Here is a 20,359-nt window from a genome sequence, read left to right as displayed (position 1 = left end):
CACCATGGTTCGTGACGCACCATACTTCTCGACCTGGACGAATCCATCCAAATGGCCGATCCGGATGGCGGAGGCGAAATCAAGGGGGCCGAATCGTTCCGATGGATCAGGATGCTATGTCCGATTCGACGCCCACAAGATCCGTCGATCTGGCCGAAATTAACCGTCTGGCCGAACACTTTCACCCCGACCAGATCGGCAAGATTCGTCTTGGTACTCCTGCCGTGGCTTGCTGCTATGTCCTCATCTGCAAAACCGATCGGTACTCCGGCGCGGGTGGCGTCGGCGGATTCGCCACACGACCCGACACGATTGCGTGATGGCGATCGCCCAAAGAACTCAACATCCGATCGAAAATCCAGTAGTGACCGAGCGAGCGATGCGGGGGCATCCAATCGCGCCGGCGATCAAGCGAATCATGCCGCCGGAGAGAAGCCCGCCGCGATGGACCAGCCGAATCAATCGGCTGCGATGGTGACGGCATACTCATTGATCGGCGCGACCATGTTCGTGTTGGCCCTGGGGCCGTTCGGGTTGGGCAAGCTTGGTTTCTTGGTCGCAACGCCTTGGGCGCTGCTGACATTGGACGCACGACGCATCACGCCACTGGGATACTTGGCGGTGTATTTGAGCGGACTATTAATGTGGTTGATGTTGCTGTTGCTCGAAGGCAGCACGGCAACGGTCAACTGGACCATGGGGTTCGGACAGATCGTCTACTTGGCCACTGCCCTGCCCTTGTTCATCGGAATCGGCCGCGCCGGTCGATCGGTTTGGATGGCACCTTCGTATCTGTGGCTTCCGGTGGCTTGGTCCGCCGTCGAGTATCTGCGTGCGAACCTGTTCGGTGGATTTGGATTGGGACAGTTAGCGCACGCGGTCACTGACAGTCCGCAGTTGTTGCAATTGACCGACTTGTTGGGCAGCGTCGGACTCAGCGCGTTGATGATCGGATGTGGTGCCAGTGTTGCCGAGGTGATTTGGATCACGCGACGATTGAGACGCCTGGAGCGTCATATTCCGATGCCAGAGGTGGCGACGACCGCCGATGAAGTGACGGCCACGTCGCTGGCACCATCAAGCCAGGGAAAGTCTGTGGATTTATCGCGACCCATGATGGTTCGAAGACGCGAATCGGCGTTCACGTCCATGCAAGCCGCCATTCGACGGAACCGGGATCGCGCACGCGACCACCATCTGGCAATGGCGGCTTTGGCAATTCTGTTCACCGCCGGCATGCTGTACTTCGCCCGCTATTACGGTTTTCAACGCGTACAAGAAACACGCAACTGGAAGTTGTTTGAAACCAGCTTGTATCCGTTGTCGGTCATCGGTGGATCCGATAGCCAACAGATATTGCGTCGCGAATTTGAATCGCGAGCCGCCAAAGATGTCACTCTGCGACGCATGGCCATCGCCCGATACCATCGACCATTGCTGCTGACCGCGTTGGATGCGCCGCCACTGATTCGGATGGATGCGGCATCCTTGGGCATGATCGATGCCGACGGAGATTTGGAACTGCCCGGCGCACCCCAGGATGATGATTTGGTGCCGATCGAGTTGCCCGGTGCCCCCGCGTTGGTGATTTATCGACAAAGCAACGATGAAAGGGATGATGCCGCACTGAACGTCGTTGAGTATGCCGGTTCCGCGTCAGGCGATGACGATGCGAATTCGGATCGGCTGATCGACCAGGCTACAACCATTGCGTCCAGCACAAAGGCCGATGGTCCCTGGGTGGTTGAGATGAATCTTAGCGATGGCGGGCGTCAGCTGGACTCGTTGGATCCGGCAGCCACCGCCGTTGTTCCGACATCGCTGTGGCGTCCACGATGCCAGGCCGTGTCGGCCAGTGACCCTGCTGGGGCCATGCCGCTGCGGTTGGCTTGTTGCGTGACGTCGTCCAGCAACATCGAAATCGCACTGCGTGAAATACTATCGGATGCACCGGAGGGATCAGCGTCGGTCGATTTGGCGGTGATCGTGATGCCGACACGTCTGACCAATGCAACTCGCTGGCCAAGATTAATGACGCGTGCTGTGTTGGCTGCTGCGGTCGCAAATCGCTGTCCATTGGTCGGATTGGTGCCGGATGAATCCATGGTCGTCGCCAATTGTGATGGCAAGCTTTTCTGCAGCTCCATCGGATCAAAATCTTTGACACCGTCGGTGTTTGAAAACTGGTTTGACGAGGGGTTCGGTGAAGCGGTGGAGCAACGTGGCGACGTGGTCGAAGTTCGGGCGATGATCGATCCCCGAGAAAGCTTCTATGTCCGCTCGGCCGGCTGGTTTCCTTTCACCTGTTTGTTGTTGTCGGCCGCAACTGTCGTGGCGACACGTTTTCGCGGCAAGCGAAGCCGGAACCAGGTTTCGACGACACAGGAGAGCGGTCCTGCGTTGGAAGATCACGGCGCAGTCGGTCGACCGGTCTCGGGGCAACCCGACGCGGGCCGCAAGGATGGTCCTCGTGAAAAGATGAACCAGCAAGAGATGGGCGTTGCCGATGTGGGGACGCCATCCCCTGAATCCGGCAACGGCGAATCGAACGGTCAACGAACCGTACGGCCGCCAATACGGTCGCGGGGAAGATTGCGAAAGCCGTTGTCGCCCCGGCAACCTCCTTCACCGGGATCGAACGAATGAGCCTCAGTGAGTATTTTGAATTTTCGCTGCCGGTCGATGGACGGCAGACCGTCGTGGTACGCCGGCGATTGGATCCGACCGATCCGGTGGGGCTTGCCGATGACTTGATTTTCAAGCTGGATCAAGGACGCGGGGCTGACGACGCCGTCGCCGGATCACCCGAAGTCATTTTAGATCTGCATCGCTCTGATTCGGTTTCAACTCGCGGTATCGGCATGCTGTTCCACCTGCACCAGGTGCTTGTCGCCGGCGGCAGACGCTTTCGTATTCTCGACGCGCCATCGCCGCTGATGCGAATGATTCGGTTATTGAATCTACAGGACGTTTTCGACGTTCAACAGCATCACGGCACGACGTCACAGTGGGTTGATATGCAGGATCTGGAAAATATCGACACCGCGCCGTCGGCCCAAAACGAAAACTCGCATGCAGTCACCGAATCGACTGTCGAACCAACGTCTCGTGGCCCCGCGATCTCCACCTACCCATCAGATGCCCCAGTCCAGGGTGATGCAGATGCCGGGGCGACGGCCGTAGGCCCGGATTCGCAGGATCCGAATGAGAGACAGTCTGTTGCATCGGAGCCCAGGTTTCAGGAAACCAAATGAGTACGATTCCCGACGACCTTGAAATCGATTTCCGCGAAGAAGCCGACTTGCAGGCTTTTGATCCCGAAGCCGCGGCACGCGAATTGGTGACGTATGCGGTGTCCGTCGATGCGACGGATGTTTTTCTGACCGATGAATCGACCAGCGTTGTCGTGCGTCTGCGTCGAATGGGGCAATTGGAGACGGTCCAGCGACTTTCTCACGCCGCCGGTCGACGGTTGCAAAACCACTTTCGTGCCGTCAGCGGCGCTTACGTCACCGATCAAATGAAACCGGTGGAAGGTCGCGAATTGTTGGAGTTGGATGACGGACGCATGGTCGATGTCCGTATCAACGCCCTGCCCAGCATCTACGGTTATGACTTGGCCCTGCGTATTTTCGGAAGCAACGAATCGATACTTTCGATTGACCAGTTGGGAATCTTCGCCAGCGAGGCGGATCAAATGCGTCAGCTGCTTGACTGTGGCAGCGGGCTGGTGCTGGTTTCCGGACCCACGGGAAGCGGAAAGACTCATTCGCTGTATTCGTTTTTGAAATACCTTCAAAAGGCGGATCGCAAGATCCATACGATCGAAGACCCGATCGAACACGTGATGAATGGAATCGTCCAATCCCAAGTGAACGTACGCGGCGGGATCGATTTTGCGCAATTGTTGGCTGCGATCCTGCGGCATTCTCCGGACGTCATCATGATCGGAGAAATTCGCGATGCTCGCGCGGCGGAGGTTGCCGTGCGGGCGGCCGGCAGTGGTCACTTGGTATTGGCCAGCGTTCATGCTCGCACCGCGGTCGGTGCGGTGCATTCGATGATGTCCCATGGCGTTCTGCCACACTTTTTGGCCAGCAGTCTGGTTGGCGTGGTCGCGCAACGACTGGTCCGGCGATTGTGTCCCCATTGTCGGCAACGCATTTCGATGTCGGATTGCGACGATTTTCTATCCGACCTGCGTCCACGCTTGCCCGACGACATGCCACGCAATTTGTGGTTGCCGGTCGGATGTGATCGTTGTGTGGACGGATACGACCGTCTGGTTTGTCTGCCGGAGATCATTCGGGTGACCCCGCCAATGCGTGATGCGATCCAGCACGGGGCCGACGAGCAGGAGCTGGCACGAATAGGTCACCAAGCAGGCAGCCTTTCGTTGGAGACGGCGGGGCGATTGCGTTTGGCGACAGGGTGGACCACCGCCGAAGAACTGATTCGCGTGTTGCCCGAAGACGACCACGCCCGTGCGTCTGGTCGCCAGCTTCAAGAAGCCTAGGTTCATAGCGTCCGTTGGCCGGTCGGTGACGCGATCATTATCGGGACGTGGACGTGTTTGCCATGTTTAGCGACGCGCTGGGCAGTGCGATCGGCAACTGAATGGTCGCCACGCATCCCGCCGCACCACCGGCCAAATGGATTCGTCCCTGGTGCAGTTGCACGATTCGGTAGGCCCGGCAAAGGCCAAGCCCCAATCCACGCCCCGCTTCCCGGCCGGAAAAATAGGGATCAAACGCGTGCCGTCGTGCCTGGGGTGACAGTCCCGGTCCGCTGTCGGCGACGTGAATTTTGATCCAGCGGTGATGATCGGCCGGATCATCGTCGTTGGGGCGGTCGCCGTTGACTTGGGTGGAAACGATCACGGTTCCATGGCGACCGATCGCTTCGATTGCATTCTGAATCAATGCCGCGAGTGTTTCACGCAGCATGTCCGCATCGAATTTCACCGGGGGAAGTGAAGACGGAAGGTCGGAACGAATTTGAATCGCCTGTTCATCTGCGTGATCCATCCAATCGCCGATGGCAACTTGGACCACGGGTGTCACATCACCCACGGAAAATTCGGGCTGTGGCGGATTCGCATAGAACATTAAATCCGCGATCATCTCGTGAGCCCGATAGGCTTGATCGACAATCCGTTGCAGCGACGCCCGACGCTGTGGATCCGCTTCGTCACGCTGCAACTGTTGGGCACGCGTGGAGATGTTCGTCAGAGGGTTGTTGATCTCATGGCTCAGCCCGTACGCAAGTTCCTTCAGCGAAGCCAGCTTCACTTGTTCCAGTTGGAATTCGAATTCGGATTCCAATGCCAACTGCTGTTTCCGTTGGCGTGCAAGTCGTTGCAGCGGAGTCACCGTCGGCGGCGCGCTGCCTTGGCCGCGTGGCATGTCGTCCTGTTCCGCTGGATCGTCCCAGCAAAGCCAAGTTCGTTTCCAGTCTTGAGAGACCTGGGTTCCGAAAACCTCCAGCCACAGATCCGCTTGGTCGATCCAGTGGTGTCGTGGCAGTGTGGCGAAATAGCTTTGCAGTTCGCCCCATCGTGCTCGCGTCGTGGGTGTGACTTCGGGCGCAGCGAGAAACGCGTCACCATCGGAAAACAGATCAATCGTGTGTGACGACAACCAACAGGCCAGTTCAGTGGTTGTGACACGGCGACGCGAAACGTCTTCATTCGTCTTGGCATCTGGCGTCCAAGACTGGTCCTGCGCTGCCATGTTGCCCCGCTGGCGATCTGTTTCGAACGTCTTGCCTGTTTCAGACATGGCACCCGATGCGGTCATGGCCAACGCTGTGAAAATCATCAGCGGTGGATCGTCGTTTATCTGTTCGGCCAGTCGATCGACTGCCGATCCAACCGAACGTGCCGGAGCGTCCCCGCCGGACATCAGCATGATGTGCATCAACACATCTGCAGCACCCGCGGATAGCGGCAACCACCAGCGTTGACCGGCAATGCGGAGACACGGCAGCAGTCGCATGAACAGTCCGCTTGCCGTGTGGGTGGGGGAAAGGTGGGGACAACGCAATCAGGATCGCGGACCAGATCAGCCGGGAACGTTGCGATCCATTTCAAGCAAGTCGCATGATCGAGCGACCAAGTCGTCGATTGCGAACGGCTTTTGCATGAAGTCGTTGGCGCCGGCGGCTTTCAGTGCGTCAACCTTGCTGTGCTCGACCATTCCGGAGATGCACAGAATTTTGACGGTGTCCATCGATGGATCGCTACGGACGCGTTGGCAAACTTCTTTGCCGTTGATGTCCGGAAGCATCACATCCAGGACCACCAAGTCCGGACGAAATTCCTTCACGCCCATGCCGGCGTCGAAACCGTTATTGGCCGTGCGAATGTCGAACCGACCGTCACGTTCGAAACCGTCGCGGATCAATTCCACGAGATCCTCGTCGTCGTCGACAATCAGCAGCTTTTTCTTGCCGCTCTCCAGGGCATCGGTCGGGATGCCGTTGTCTTTCATGAACAGGTACAGCTGCTCCCGAGGGATCCGCCGGAACTTACTGCCGGGGACACGGAATCCTTTCAGAGAACCATTGTCGAAACAACGAATGATCGTCTGTTGGCTGACCTTGCAAATTTTGGCCGCTTCACCCGTTGTGAAGACCGTTTTAGTGGTCATGTCAGAAATCATCCTCCCTGCATGACAGATAACACGAAACACATCAAAGCAATCGGTCGACGTCGCCCTTTCCCAGGCCACGCCAGCATCACTGCGTTCACCGACAGGCCCTCTTTAGCAAACCTGCCGCTTTGACGCACGGTCACTTTCCAGTCCATTTTGCGTGAATGCCGCAGCGTGCAAGAAACCCCTGAATCGTCTTGGGTCCCGAAACTGACGCAGGCCGCAAATCTTGTCCTGGTTGCCAGGCTTTCCTGGCTTGCGAATTCTAACGAAACCGACCTCGGGGTCAATGTGAATTCATCTTCCCGTTCATCGCCCGACGGTGGGGCGAAGGGACGCATCGGACCAGCGGCCGGATCCCTCGTTTTTTCCGCGATAGGACCGCGCGAACGTTTTTTGACATTTCTTGGTGCAAAAAAGCCGGGGATGCTTGACAACGCACGCCGAAAGTTTCAGTATCTCAGTTGAGATCGATTCTCAATAAACGTAATCAGCGAGGTGACCGCGTGACGACTTTGGATCAGCTTTGCCCCGGCGAAAAGGCCACGATCGTGCGTATTGCAGGCGTGGACGGGATCGCCTCGCGACTGCGTGAAATGGGGTTTGTGCCCGGCCAGCCGATTCAGTTTCTACGTGCCGCACCCTTGGGGGATCCCCTGAAGTGCAGCGTCCAGGGCAGCCGGATTGCTCTGCGTTGCGGTGAGGCGCAACGCGTCTATCTCGAACCCGCTTCGGCTTCTTAATCAGTCTCCGTTGGTCGGGCGTTTCGATTCGGTAACAGGCGGATCCGTTTCGACGACGTTCTCTTGGCGACACGCCTGTGGAGGTGCACCGACGTGGCGTCGGTCGATCAATTTCAACCGCCCGCCGGTTCGACGACTGATGCGATTCGCGTCGCCTTGGTCGGGAATCCCAATACCGGCAAAAGCACTCTGTTCAATGCCTTGGCGGGAATGCGTGTCCGCACCGGCAACTACCCGGGCGTGACAATTACGAAAAAGGTGGGGCGAATGACGCTGGGCGATTGCCCGGTGGATTTGATCGACCTGCCCGGGACCTACAGTTTGGCCCCGCGGTCGCCCGATGAAATGGTTGCGGTGGAGGTGTTGTCGGGAGACCTGCAATCGGAGCCTCCGGTCGATGTCATCGTTTGTGTTTTGAATGCAACGCTGCTGCAACGCAGTCTGTTCTTGGTCAGCCAAGTTCTGGAACTGGGCCGACCGACGTTGGTGGTGTTGAACATGTCCGACACCGCCCAGTCCCGTGGGCTGCGGATCGATGCCCAACGTTTGGAGCGAAATTTGGGCTGTCCCGTCGTCAGTACCAGCGCCAGTAAGCGTGGCGGTATCGACGAACTGCGACAACGTCTGGCCGATCTGGTCATGTCTGTCGGCCAAAGCGATGCCGGCAGTGATTCAGCATCGCAGCGACGTGACGATTGGGCGTTGCCGGAGAGCTTCTATCAGATCTGTGATCAGTTCCGCAGCCACCTGATTCAGTCGGCGTGTGTTCCCGTTCAGTCGGGCAAGTCGACCGATGACTTGCCCGCGAACACGGCCGAGTTGCCGGATGATTATTTGCTGCAGCGAGCCCTGTTGGATCGTGGCGGCGCCGCGGAAAAGCGACTGGTCCGAAAACTGGGCGCGGCGATACTTCCCGTGCTGAATGAAACACGTGACCAGTTGCGTTCAGATTTCGACGATGTGGTCGATATGGAATGCAGCAGTCGCTACACCTGGGCCGGGCGAAAACTGGACGGCGTCCTTTCGCAAGGCAGCGGCAGCGGCGGCTTGACCGACACGCTGGACGGCATCCTGACGCACCGTGTCTTGGGCTTGGCCATTTTTGCCGGGCTGATGTTATTGGTGTTTCAGTCGATCTATTCGCTTGCCGGCTATCCGATGGATTGGATCGATGCCGCCACAGGATGGGCCAGCGACTTGGTCACCGACGCCATGCAGCCGGGAATCCTGCGCAGCCTGATCACCGACGGTGTGATCGCCGGTGTGGGCGGTGTCGTGATCTTCGTGCCCCAGATTGCGTTGCTGTTCTTCTTTTTGGCGGTTTTGGAAGACTGTGGCTACATGGCGCGTGCGGCGTTCTTGGTCGATCGCATCATGCGGTTGTTCGGGCTGAGCGGAAAATCATTCCTGCCACTGATGAGCTCCTTCGCTTGTGCGGTTCCCGGGGTGATGGCGACTCGAGTCATTGAGAATCGTCGTGACCGTTTCGCGACGATGATGATCGCGCCGCTGATGAGCTGTAGTGCACGTTTGCCGGTTTACCTGTTGTTGATCGGTGCGTTCATCCCATCGATCACGATCCTGGGTTTTCTGGGTTTGCCGGCACTGGTTTTGATGTCGATGTACGCGGTCGGCGTGTTGGTGGCGATTCCCGTTTCGTTGATTTTGAAGCACACGATGTTGCGCGGGGAAGCCGCGCCGTTTGTGTTGGAGTTGCCCGAATATCAATGGCCTGATCCGACGGTCGTGTTCGCCAAGGTGTGGGAAGCCAGTCGGGAATTCTTGGTCCGCGCCGGGACACTGATCTTGGCTGCATCGATCTTGATCTGGTTCGCCGCATATTGGCCGGGGGATCACACGCGGCAGTATGAGTTGCAGGCGGAATTGGCTCAGATCGATCAACAGCTTGATGCATCGGAGTCGTCACCCGCCGAACCGTTGCTGCAGCGTCGCGATGAGGTATCGGAAGAATTGAAGGTGATCTCGTCGGATCTATTGGAATCCAGCTTGCTGGGCCGCGTCGGTCATGCGATCGAGCCCGCCGTTCGGCCGTTGGGCTGGGATTGGAAAATCGGCGTCGGCGCGCTGGCCAGCTTCCCGGCCCGCGAAGTCATCATCAGCACACTGGGCACCATCTATTCACTTGGCGGGGATGTTGATGAAGAAGACGAAGGCCTGATCGGTGCGATCCGTGCCGCGACCTGGCCCGACGGATCACCCGTCTACACCATACCCACGGTGCTTTCGGTGATGGTGTTCTTTGCCTTGTGTGCACAGTGTGTCAGCACCCTGTTGGTCATCCGTCGTGAAACCAATTCGTGGCGATGGCCGGTGTTTAGCTTTACGTACATGACCGTCGTGGCATACATCGGAGCGATGTTGACCTATCAAGTCGGTTCTTTGTGGACGGCGGGATGATGGGCGATGCATCTTGGCCCCAAACGATCGCGGCGTTGGTGATCGTGATCACGGCTTTGGCGTTTGTGGTTCGACGCATGATGCGAAACCTCCGTGCCGCATCCAGCGGTTCAGGAATCCAGGGCTGTTACAACTGCGCGAAATCAAAACCGTCTTCGATAGGACCGAAGCAAGTCCCGTTGGTTTCACTGGGAACGCCGTCTCGTCGTGACGCACCGGAAAACGATGCGTCGGAACATTCCGCCCAGGGCGGCGATCCCAAGCAGGGCTAAGACCGGTTTTCCAGATGCGCCAACACCAACGCCAAGTCGGCGGGGGTGATGCCGCTGATTCGTTTGGCTTGGTCCAGACTGATCGGGCGAACGCGGTTCAGTTTTTCTTTGGCTTCGATTCGCAACGCGTCGATCGACAAATAGTCGAAGGAAGCAGGGATTTTCTTGTCCGCATGACGGCGTTGTTTTTCAACGTCCGCTTTTTGGCGGGTGATGTAGCCTTCGTATTTGATGTCGTACAGACATTGCTGGGCGGCTTCATCGTCGATCGCGGAAAGCTCCGGTGCAATGCCGCGCATCACATCCCAGTCGACCTCGCTGCGTCGCAGGTAGACATCACCGGGGGTCCCTTCGACGCGGATCTTTTTCAGCAAGTCCATCGCGTGTTCGATTTGTTTCTTCTTTTCATCAAACCGCTGTCGACGTGATGAATCGATCAAGCCAAGTTCGTCGGCGATGGGTGTCAGACGCCGATCCGCGTTGTCCTGACGCAACAACAGCCGAAATTCCGCGCGGCTGGTGAACATGCGATACGGTTCGTCGGTGCCGGCGGTGACCAGGTCGTCGACCAAAACACCGATGTAAGCTTGATCGCGGCTGGGGACCCACGTCGATCGGCCGGCGACCAACCGTGCGGCGTTTAGCCCTGCGATCAAACCTTGTCCGGCGGCTTCTTCATAACCTGTCGTACCGTTGATCTGGCCGGCAAAGAACAGCCCCGCGACGGTCTTGGTTTCCAGGTGTGGCCACAATTGTGTTGGTGGACAGAAGTCGTATTCCACCGCATAGCCGTACCGCATGATCTGGGCCTTTTCACAGCCCGCGATCAGCGGAAACATCTGGTCTTGGACGTCGCGTGGCAGGCTGGTCGAAATGCCGTTGACGTAGACTTCGTGCGTCTGTCGCCCCTCGGGTTCCAAAAACAATTGGTGTTCCGACTTGTCGGCGAAGCGGACGATTTTGTCTTCGATCGACGGACAATAACGCGGGCCTCGTGATTCGATTCGACCGCTATACATCGGTGCGCGGTCTAGGTTGTCGCGAATCAGTTGGTGGACGTTCTCGTTGGTGTACGTCAAGTGACAGGGCATTTGCTGGACGTCCAGCTTGCCTGTCATGAACGAAAAAGGTTTCGGGATCGCATCACCGGGTTGAACGTCCAGGGCGGCGAAGTCGATGGTTTTGGCATTCAAACGTGGAGGGGTCCCGGTTTTGAAGCGATCGATTTCAAAACCCAGTCGACCAAGCGCGCCGCTGATGCCTTGCGTGGTACCCTCCCCTGCCCTGCCCCCGGCGGTGGTCGACATCCCGGTGTGCATGATCGCTTGCAGGAACGTGCCGGTCGTCAGCACCACGGTCGGCGCCAGGTATTCCGCATCGCCGCGGACTTTGACGCCCACAACACGATGGCGGACGCCACGTTCGATGGCATCGGGATCGGTCTCTTCGACCGTGATCAGATCGTCTACGGTTTCCTGGCGTAGATCCAAGCCGGTTTGGGATTCGATGGCCAGTTTGATGTGTTGTTGATAGCCCCGTTTGTCGGCTTGGGCCCGCGGGCTGTGCATCGCGGGGCCTTTGCGGACGTTCAACAGTCGAAACTGGATGCCCGTCGCGTCGATGGCTTGGCCCATCAGCCCGCCCAGCGCGTCGACTTCGCGGACGATCTGTCCCTTGGCCACACCGCCGATCGCGGGATTGCACGACATCTGGCCGACCGTATCCAGGTTGGTCGTCAGCAAGGCGGTTCGCGCCCCCAAACGTGCCGCCGCCGCCGCGGCTTCGGTTCCCGCATGGCCGGCGCCGATGACAATGACGTCGTAGTGGTAGCGGACGTTGGACATGGGCAAACTTCAGTCGAAATCGTCAGAAACGTGGAAAAATTGGGTCGGGGGCGGCGTGGATTCCGGCTCGTGAACGAATTGGCTCAAGAGCTGCCTGGACGTCACCCGAATTTCGATACTGTGACCGCGCCTTTTCGTGAAGGCCTGAAACCTGTCGTCGCCAGAATCGAATCGAGACCGATGATGATGCCCGGCCGTCCAGAATGGCGCCACGATTCATGGATCGTAGCCGCAAGTGTGCGGTGGGTCAGCCGGCTGCGCCGCCCCCGGTCCCGTGCGTTTGGAATCCGCGATGGGTCACAGTCTTTCGCCAAATGTCGAATGTTCAAGTCCCAATGCAAGATTGACCCGCCCGTGGCAATGGTCTTATCGAATGCGAAACCTGCTGGAAAGATGCACGCCGATGTCGTGGTTGGTGACCTGAACGTCGGCCGGTGGTCGGTTGCGGCTCGAATGCTCGTCCGTTGTTTGGTAGCGGCGGTCGCATTGGCTGGCGGCGTCGCGGTCGCGCAAACGCCCGGATCAGACGACGCTGTATTGCCCGCAAGCACGGCGGCCACGGTGATGCCAGGCAGCGGCAGATCGCCGGATCCGGCCGGTGCGGTCGAAGCCGCGGTGGTGGGACAACGTAGTTTTTCGTTGCCTGTGCAGGTTCGCCAAGACCAGCCGGCGCCCGCGGAAGTTCAGTTGTACGTGGCGTCGGTGTCAGACGATGACACGCCGCAACCGTCGGCCCTGCAGTGGCAAATGCTTGGCCGGCAAGCGTTTCCGGCCGAAGCGTTCGACGTCACCAGCCCCAGCGACGGACGTTATTTCTTTGCCATTCGAACGTTGGATTCCGATGGCCGCCTGTCGCCACCGGGACAGTTGCGGCCGGACGTCCAGGTCCTGGTGGACACCACCGGCCCGGTCATTGAGCTCAGCGCGGAGGCGACCGAAGACGGCCAAGTTCGCGCTGATGTTCGCATCGATGACGCCTCGGCGATTCAGGGCGTCCTGATTCAATACCTCATTGACGGTGCGCCCGCATGGCAAAAAGTGGACCAGACGCTGGGACGCGGCACCAGCCAGTTTCAATTTCCCGTGTCGGGTGATTGGCGGGGAATGACGCTTCGCGTTTCAGCGATGGATTCGCTCGGGCACAAGACCCACGTCAGTGATGTCATTCGTCGACCGAGATTGGCCCAGCGGCCGGGTACCCGATTGGCCGAAAGCAGCCAGACGACTGATGCGCTGGTGGCATCGGACGTCTCCAGCCACTCCAATCCGCCGGTTCGTTCGGTCGGCGTGCCGATCACCCGGCGAATCCACGCCGTGCCGATCGGCGGATCGAACGCTGCTGTGCCGCGAAACACGGGCGATTCAGGGGCATTTTCTGGCGATTCGGCCGCGTTGCCGCCACCGGCGACTCCCGAGGAAATCACCCAGTCACGGTTGCTGAATGGTCCCAGCCTGGGAGCGTTGGCCCCGGCCATCCCAGAATCGGCCAAGCCCGCGTCCGAAGATTTGGAAGGCCCCGGCCAGTCCGCGCTCCGGCGCTGGCAAGCTGCCGGCGGTGTGGATCGCCAGTGGGATCCGGCACAAGTGATGCAGAAACCGCGTAGCGTCCAAGAAGCCATGCGTCCGATCGGAACAGCGCCGGTGGATCAGAAAAGCACACCGGATCAAACGTATCAGTCCGCTAGGGTGGATTCGAATCCTGCTCCGGTGCAAGGGGGTGTGACCAATGAAGCGGATGCCAGCTTCGTGCCCTTCGCATCAACCCCCGTGGATGCCCCGGTGCGCTACAGCGATTCACCGCGATTCAGTCTGGACTATGAACTGGAAGCGGTTGGCAGCAACGGTATCAAAGCGGTGGAACTTTGGGGCAGCATCGATGGCGGACAGTCCTGGGAAAAGTGGGGTGAAGATCCCGACCTTGCCAGTCCCTTTGACGTTGAAACCAAGGGGGAAGGTTTGTTCGGCTTCCGCATCGTTGTCGTCGCGTCCAGCGGGCTGAGCAGCCCGACACCGCTGGCCGGTGAATCCGCGGACATCAATGTCGTTGTCGACACGACTTCGCCGACGACTCGCATTGGTGGTGCCCGTTATGGCGATGGCGATTCGACCGGATGTTTGATCATCCAATATGACGCCGGTGACGAACACCTTTCGGCGCGGCCGGTGACCCTGTCTTTTGCGCCGAAGGCCGAAGGACCTTGGACGACGATCGCTGCCGGATTGCGACCGGACGGCCCCTATGTTTGGCCGGCCGATCCAGGCTTACCGCCCCAATTGTACTTGCGTGTGACGGCAACGGATTTGGCGGGGAACGTAACGTCCTATGCCCTGCCCGACCCGATCGACACCCAAGGCTTGGCACCTCGGGCACGCATTCGTGGTTTCCGCACGCTTGGCGGGGTCACGCCGATCAACCGCCGCGAACAGACCGCGGGTCGATTGCCAAGCGCATCGTTCAAGTGAGATTCCGGCACCTGTGACCGATGTTCGGTCCGACCCGCGGGTCATCGATTGGAATATCGCTGGCGTCGGTGGAAGTTGTTGCGGTGATAGGCCGAACGAATGTCGGCAAGTTCTTCCTCCGCTGAATGTCGGACCCAGTCCTCGGTCGCCGCGTGGATGAATCCCTTCGAAATCTGTTGAAACAGCAGCAGCATCAGCAACGCCACTGCGACGATGACTGGAAACGCCATCAACAGCCACGATTTTTGCCGGCTGGCGTCCGTGGAGGAATCCCCTTGGGAAATTCGCCAGTGGGTGTAGCTTTGACTGACGTTATGCGGGCCGGTGCTTAGATTGGTCTTCCACTGGGCGGGATCCCAACCAGATTCCATGGGAATCCGAGCGGCCAGTTCCAAAGGCATGAAAAAGCGATCAGCCGCGATCAACAGTGTTGAAAGCGACACCGCGAAGAACATCAGCAACATCGACAGACCGCTGAAAAGCCCAAGAATCGAATTCGTGGACGGCGTCCGCGATGTGACTTGCTCGGTCGGTTCGTCATGCCGCGACCAAGACGCGCCCGATCGGGAACGGCGAATGCCACAAACCATCGCGCCGCAAAACAAGGTTACCAAGGCGAGGTATACCAGCAGGACAGCCATTGTTTCCCCCAGGGTTTTGCCGAACGCTTTGATTGTAGCTAATGCCGGGGGGTGGGCAACTGGCTAGGGGCGACGGAAGTCCAATACGGACAGACGTTCCCATCACCGAAAAAGTCGCTATCGTGCCGGGATGATTCGCCGCTACCGTGCACTCTCGGGCGTCGCTTGGTGTGTGTCGAGTCCCCGATGTAAGTCCCAAACGCGAGGTCTTCATGCCTGTTCGGCACGCATTTGAATGGTTACCCGAGAACGAATCATCCGGTGGCGAGCAAGAGCTTCCTGACGTCGTCGTCGTCTCGGGCGGCGATGCAACGTTGCGGTCTTGGGTGATCGGTGGACTGTCGCGTGAAGGAGATCGCACGCAGTTTGACGGCGAGGCGGTGCGATGGAATGACTTGCGCGACGATCTGCAAACCGCATCGTTGTTCGACATGGGCGAAAAGCGAACGATCGTGGTCCGTGACGCGGATAAGTTTTTGTCCGCACACCGCGGCGAACTGGAGGCGTATGTCGCGCGGCCGTCCTCTGCGAATCGTTTCGTCTTGGAACTGGGATCGCTTGCCAGTAACACGCGGATTTACAAGGCGGTGGTGAAGGATCATCTGTTGGTCGTCTGTTCCAGTTCACCCGACAAGAAACTGGGGGTGACCGCTGCGGGGCGTCGCAAGTTTCTGACCGGCTACATCGCGCGTCGCCACGGGTGCAAGCTGGCCGCCGGAGCGGCGGATCGTCTGATCGAAATGCTGGGCGAAGAAATCGGCATGTTGGAAACCGAGATCGCCAAGCTGGCTGTTTATCAGGATCCCGGCGACACGATCGATGAAGCGTTGGTTGAAAAGATTGTGGCCGGCTGGCAGGGCCAAACCATCTGGCAAATCACCGACGCAATTGCGGCTGGTGATGCGGCCGAAGCGTTGCGTCAACTGGACAAGTTGATCAGTGGCGGACAACGACCGATTGCATTGTTGCCCCAGATCGCATGGTGGCTGCGGCGGTTGGGCATGGCGACATCGGTGGTGTTGCACCGCGAAAAGGAAGGCCGCGTATGGCGGTTGGAAGACGCGATTTCGGCGGCGGGGATTCACCGACCGGGCGACATTCAACGTGCAAAGAAGCAGCTGAAGTCGTTAGGCCGTGAACGAGCCAATCGGTTGCTGCCTTGGTTGTTGGATGCCGACCTGCGTTTGAAGGGGACCCACAGCCAAGAAGGTCGTGATCGAATGTTATTGGAACAGTTTGTTCTGCGACTGGCCAAGGTTTGATTTGCTGGCCTGAGACGGCCCAGGATCAACGCCATTACATCCGTGTGCTGGTGCCTTTGGTCAATGCCATGAAGGCCGATTCCAAGTCCAGTTCTTCTTCGGTAAAGCGTTTCAGGTCGACTCCGTTTTCAATCAACAAACGCGGCAGATCCGCGTAGTCGGTAACATCGCGTTTCAGCACCACACGCATCATGTCGTCGCCGGTTTCGATGCCTTGGATCTTGTCATGGTGCTCCAGCAATTCGCCGATTCGTGACATCTGATCACGGGCCGATGGTTGGATTTCCAGAACCGTGTGTTCGCGGACCATTCGAATCACTTCGTCCTTGGTCGCGTTTTGTTTCATTTCGCCCTTGTCGATGATACCGACCTTGTTACACACATCGGCAAGTTCGGGCAGAATGTGGCTGCTGACGATGATCGTTTTTCCCAACTGGCCCAGTTTGCGAAGCAGGTTCCGCATTTCGATCCGAGCCCGCGGATCCAGGCCGCTCAATGGTTCATCCAGCAACAAGACCTGGGGGTCATGCAACAGCGTCCGTGCCAGACCCAACCGCTGGGTTTGGCCTCGGGACAGCGTGTTGGCATAGGCGTCACGTTTAAAATCCAGGTCGACGATGTCCAACATCTCGTCGACACGTTTGCGGCGATCCGTTCCCTTGATGCGATACGACGCGGCGAAGAATTCCAGGTATTCGACGACCGTCATGTCGTCATAGACGCCGAAAAAGTCGGGCATGTAACCGACCAGTCGACGTATTTCCTTGGGCTGGGTGTGAACGCTGTGGTCACACACGTAGGCCTCACCCCAACTGGGTTCCAACAGCGTTGCGATGATCCGCATCGTTGTCGTTTTGCCGGCGCCATTGGGGCCGATGAAACCAAACAAGTCGCCGGGAGCCAAATTCAAGTCGATGCTGTGGATGGCGAACGCGTCGCCATATTTCTTCGTCAGGTCAACGGTCTTGATCACGATGATGGGCCGATCGGATGGCGGTGTGATGAGGGACGGGATTCGGATTGGCGATTCGGTTGCCCGTTGGCTCGCCCGGACGATGGATACCGAGGCGGTTGATCTATTGGGATTGAACGGGGATCACGACGCGGACCATGGAAATGCCGCGTTGCGGTTCGGGAACCGAGTCGGATTTGTTGGTCTTCGTTGCCGAAGTCATCGCAGGGGTCCAGGAAACGTCGGTCATCGAATCGGCAAGTCGGGCGATCAACACGCAGCGGTCATCCACCAGCCATCGGCTGGCATCCAACTGGCCCAGCGGACCGTGCGTCAGTCCGGTGTAGCGTGATCCGCCGACTACGTCGTGGAACATCAACATTTCGGTGACTCGTGGCAGATTACCGAAGTCCGAACCATCCCACGGTTGGGCGTCGCTGTTGCTTTCCAACGTCTTTTGACGTGTCAGATGCCAACGGAAATTCTCTTGGCGCAATTCATCCAGGCGTTCGATCCGGCCGCCCGCGGGCAATCGCGTCGGCAACCGATAGGCCCAATTGCGATACACCAACATCCCGTCCAACAGGTCGACCGGTAATGGATTGGCCAGATCACCCTGCAGCAAATCGCTGCCTTTGCGACGACGCACCGTGATCGGTTCGTCATCGGTAGCAATGTCAAACGTGTATCCGGCACCAAACGATTTGCTGCTGCGTGGTGCGATGCCAACGCTTTCCAGTTCCGAACGCATGGGACGCGATACAGAATCGTCCGGCGGCGATGATGCGATCCGAATTTGATTTGTGTACGGGGGCAACCCGGTGTCCGATTCGATTTGGATGCCGCCGAATTCTCGTCCGGCTTGTCCCCAAGGCCGACACAGAAAACGACCGATGTCGGGCGTTGTTTGTTTCAGCGCATCGGAGGCGTTGACGTCGATGTCAAAGATGCCGCCGTCGTGGCTGTACAGCACGCTCCAAGACATGCCACGTCCGGAACGCGTTGCCAAATCAATGTCAGTGATTTCCAAGTGGTTCCACGCTTCGCCCGAATTCGTATTTCCGACATCAACGCCGGACGCCGACGTGCTTGAATCGGGATCGCGATCGGTGTTCGCCGAATTTGCCGGGGGAACCTGTCTCGCTTGGTACACAAGGACCACCGAAAACAGGATCGCGACCAAAGGCATCGTCACCCAGCCCAGCAGTGGACGTCCCACCAAGCGATTGATGACCAGGTAATCGATGGGACCGATCAACAGGATCAGCCCCATGAGGATCAGCGAGAGGACCGAGAAACCGAAGGATCGTTTCACACTGAATTGATCCAAGGTTGAACGCGCCTGGCCGGCCAGATCACTGAAACCCGCGACTTGATTGTTGTTGGTTTCGCTGGTCGAATCGTCCAGGATCTGTGGCATCAATCGCTTGATCAGATCCAGTCGATCGGGCCATTGCTGGAACATGGAGGTGTCCAGGTCTGCGGCGATCACCGTGACATGCCCAAAACCGGAAAAGTACTCCACGGCCATTCGCGCGGCCACGCGTCGGCTGGTACGACCGGTGATCAACGCGAACCCGCCGCCGCCGGGAATCCGAATGCCATCGAAAGCGTCCAGCGGACTCTGACTGTTGGTGAAGGTTTCCAAGGCCGCGGGGTTCAGGGTCACGTTGTCGGCGTCGACCAAGGCTTGTGGCAGTAAGCGATTTAGCCAGGGCGCGGCTTTGATGATGTCTTTGGATCGTTCACCCAGGCAAAGGAACAGGTTGCCGCCTTCGGTCCGCACCCATTGGACGATGGCGTTCTGTTGGGATTCGGACAACTGGGTCAAAACCTCCACACCGCTGGCGTTGATCATCAGCAGGTCGACGCCCGACCATCCGAGTGATCGATCGGGTAGATCATTGGCATCTTGGATGGAACAAACCGCCAGTTGGGCTTCGCGGTTCAACAGTTCATTGGCACCAATCGTGTCGACGTCCAGTGGATCGCCGATGGCAACTACCCAAGGCATCGATTCGGGAACAAGCGACGGTTCTTTCGCGGGCGCCCCCAGGTAGGGAAATCGCGTGGTGGCCGACGGTGTTGTTTCATCGTTGACGAATAGGTCCAGCGGTGCCGCTTCGCCGGTCGGGATGACATAACCCCAGTGTGGTTGTGTCGCGTCGGCCACGCGGTAGCGAACCGGTACGCCGTCGGCATCGGGGGTCTGCAGCGTCCACGAATCATTCGCTGCACCGCCGCCGGAAACGGTCATCCGGTCCCACGCCAATCGGACCGCCGTCCAGCGGCCCAGGCGATAGCGACCTTGAATGCCCACCGACAAGGGACCAGCCGAATCCGCCGCCGTGGCGGGCATTGAACCGGAACTCTGGTCCAAATCGGAAGACTCGGGATCGGAAACATCGGCCATCGCAAGGCTGGTCCAGCAAGCCAAGCACACGACCGCGATCAGCAGTCGACCGGTCACGGCTTTTCTCCTTGGGGACATTCGCAGACCAGCCGGCGACATCCGGGGCATCCACGGCCATATTTTTGGGTCAGTGCGGCCGTCAGATCCACGTCGGCCACGTTGGCGATCGTGACCAGCCAGGCGATCACGTCGGCGAATTCTTCGGCCAAGTTCTCGCGGTCATCGCCACGCAGTGCCGCAGCCAGTTCCCCGACTTCTTCCATCAACCACATGAAGGTGCCATCGACGCCCCGTTGAACGTCTTTTTCGAAGTACATTTCACGGATGTGACGCTGCAAATCGGCGAACGTCAGAGATTCGCCGCGGGTGGAATCGGACGGGGACGTCGATGAGCTCATAAAACCAGTCGTATCGGAAAAGCCGCATGGGGATACGAATTGTCGCGGGGCGGCCCTGAATTGACGGAACAAATGTTCGGCACGCTGCGACATCGCTGTGCGAAAGTGTAATCGCCCGCCGAGTTCCAACCGAGGCGGGGATGCGAGATGCGCGGGGGAACGGAGGCGGGAAATATCGGGATGAACACCTTGCGGGGCCGAAGGGAAGGATTCGTGTGAAGTCGTTGCTACGGTCAGACCTGGTTTTCGACAGGCGTCGGTTTGGCCGATCCCCCATCCCAACGGTGGATACATTGGTTA

The 20,359-nt window shown here is 58.6% G+C and carries 15 protein-coding genes; 8 read left to right on the top strand and 7 right to left on the bottom strand.

Going from position 1 to position 20,359, the window contains the following annotated elements:
• Positions 1-237 precede the first annotated feature (237 nt).
• Genes Mal65_RS22140 through Mal65_RS22130 form a run of 3 tightly spaced genes read left to right on the top strand, consistent with a single transcriptional unit; the run spans position 238 to position 4,516 of the window.
• On the top strand, positions 238-2,646 hold the full coding sequence (locus Mal65_RS22140; protein ID WP_145302753.1) for a hypothetical protein: 2,409 nt from the start codon (positions 238-240) through the stop codon (positions 2,644-2,646).
• Positions 2,643-3,254 (top strand): STAS domain-containing protein, encoded by a 612-nt coding sequence (locus tag Mal65_RS22135; protein ID WP_145302750.1) that lies wholly within the window; start codon positions 2,643-2,645, stop codon positions 3,252-3,254. Before Mal65_RS22140 ends, Mal65_RS22135 begins: the two co-directional genes overlap by 4 nt.
• Positions 3,251-4,516 (top strand): GspE/PulE family protein, encoded by a 1,266-nt coding sequence (locus Mal65_RS22130; RefSeq protein WP_145302747.1) that lies wholly within the window; start codon positions 3,251-3,253, stop codon positions 4,514-4,516. Before Mal65_RS22135 ends, Mal65_RS22130 begins: the two co-directional genes overlap by 4 nt.
• Before the next feature lie 37 nt (positions 4,517-4,553).
• Here Mal65_RS22130 and Mal65_RS22125 read toward each other — a convergent pair whose 3' ends face one another.
• Complete coding sequence (locus Mal65_RS22125; RefSeq protein ID WP_145302744.1) at positions 4,554-5,996, bottom strand: sensor histidine kinase; 1,443 nt, start codon at positions 5,994-5,996, stop codon at positions 4,554-4,556.
• Between the two features lie 66 nt (positions 5,997-6,062).
• On the bottom strand, positions 6,063-6,650 hold the full coding sequence (locus Mal65_RS22120) for a response regulator (protein ID WP_174820194.1): 588 nt from the start codon (positions 6,648-6,650) through the stop codon (positions 6,063-6,065).
• A 509-nt stretch (positions 6,651-7,159) separates the two neighbouring features.
• Here Mal65_RS22120 and Mal65_RS22115 point away from each other — a divergent pair.
• From Mal65_RS22115 to Mal65_RS22105, 3 genes are all read left to right on the top strand, one after another.
• Positions 7,160-7,396, top strand: a complete 237-nt coding sequence (locus Mal65_RS22115) for a FeoA family protein (RefSeq protein WP_165701455.1) — start codon at positions 7,160-7,162, stop codon at positions 7,394-7,396.
• 93 nt (positions 7,397-7,489) lie between these two features.
• Positions 7,490-9,814, top strand: coding sequence for a ferrous iron transport protein B (gene feoB / locus Mal65_RS22110; protein WP_231131211.1), 2,325 nt, complete (start codon positions 7,490-7,492; stop codon positions 9,812-9,814).
• Entirely contained in the window at positions 9,811-10,086 is a 276-nt protein-coding gene (locus Mal65_RS22105) for a FeoB-associated Cys-rich membrane protein (protein WP_145302735.1), read from the top strand. The genes feoB and Mal65_RS22105 overlap by 4 nt, the downstream gene beginning before the upstream one ends.
• Here the strand turns inward: Mal65_RS22105 and mnmG are convergent.
• The gene (gene mnmG / locus Mal65_RS22100) at positions 10,083-11,930 is read right to left on the bottom strand and encodes a tRNA uridine-5-carboxymethylaminomethyl(34) synthesis enzyme MnmG (protein ID WP_145302732.1); all 1,848 of its coding nucleotides are present in this window, start codon (positions 11,928-11,930) and stop codon (positions 10,083-10,085) included. The two genes, Mal65_RS22105 and mnmG, sit on opposite strands and share 4 nt — an antisense overlap.
• 393 nt (positions 11,931-12,323) lie before the next feature.
• Here mnmG and Mal65_RS22095 point away from each other — a divergent pair, with 393 nt between their 5' ends.
• A complete protein-coding gene (locus tag Mal65_RS22095; protein WP_145302730.1) occupies positions 12,324-14,393 on the top strand; it encodes a hypothetical protein in 2,070 nt (689 codons plus the stop codon).
• Positions 14,394-14,434: 41 nt separating this feature from the next.
• Here the strand turns inward: Mal65_RS22095 and Mal65_RS22090 are convergent, their stop codons facing one another.
• On the bottom strand, positions 14,435-15,034 hold the full coding sequence (locus Mal65_RS22090; RefSeq protein WP_145302727.1) for a hypothetical protein: 600 nt from the start codon (positions 15,032-15,034) through the stop codon (positions 14,435-14,437).
• A gap of 212 nt (positions 15,035-15,246) precedes the next feature.
• Here Mal65_RS22090 and holA point away from each other — a divergent pair, with 212 nt between their 5' ends.
• Positions 15,247-16,296 carry a DNA polymerase III subunit delta gene (gene holA / locus Mal65_RS22085; RefSeq protein WP_145302724.1) on the top strand — a complete coding sequence of 350 codons (1,050 nt, stop codon included), beginning with the start codon at positions 15,247-15,249 and terminating at the stop codon, positions 16,294-16,296.
• Positions 16,297-16,330: 34 nt separating this feature from the next.
• Here the strand turns inward: holA and Mal65_RS22080 are convergent, their stop codons facing one another.
• The 3 genes from Mal65_RS22080 to Mal65_RS22070 form a co-directional block, all read right to left on the bottom strand.
• Positions 16,331-17,269: an ABC transporter ATP-binding protein gene (locus tag Mal65_RS22080; protein ID WP_145302721.1), complete on the bottom strand. Its 939-nt coding sequence runs from the start codon at positions 17,267-17,269 to the stop codon at positions 16,331-16,333.
• Positions 17,270-17,372: 103 nt separating this feature from the next.
• On the bottom strand, positions 17,373-19,718 hold the full coding sequence (locus Mal65_RS22075; RefSeq protein ID WP_145302719.1) for a hypothetical protein: 2,346 nt from the start codon (positions 19,716-19,718) through the stop codon (positions 17,373-17,375).
• A complete protein-coding gene (locus tag Mal65_RS22070) occupies positions 19,715-20,059 on the bottom strand; it encodes a MazG nucleotide pyrophosphohydrolase domain-containing protein (protein WP_145302716.1) in 345 nt (114 codons plus the stop codon). The genes Mal65_RS22075 and Mal65_RS22070 overlap by 4 nt, the downstream gene beginning before the upstream one ends.
• Positions 20,060-20,359 lie beyond the last annotated feature (300 nt).

Origin of the sequence: Crateriforma conspicua, assembly GCF_007752935.1 — a bacterium.
Classification (GTDB): domain Bacteria; phylum Planctomycetota; class Planctomycetia; order Pirellulales; family Pirellulaceae; genus Crateriforma; species Crateriforma conspicua.
Note: the sequence above shows the minus strand (reverse complement) of the source record. Positions and strands in the feature narration are given on the sequence as shown.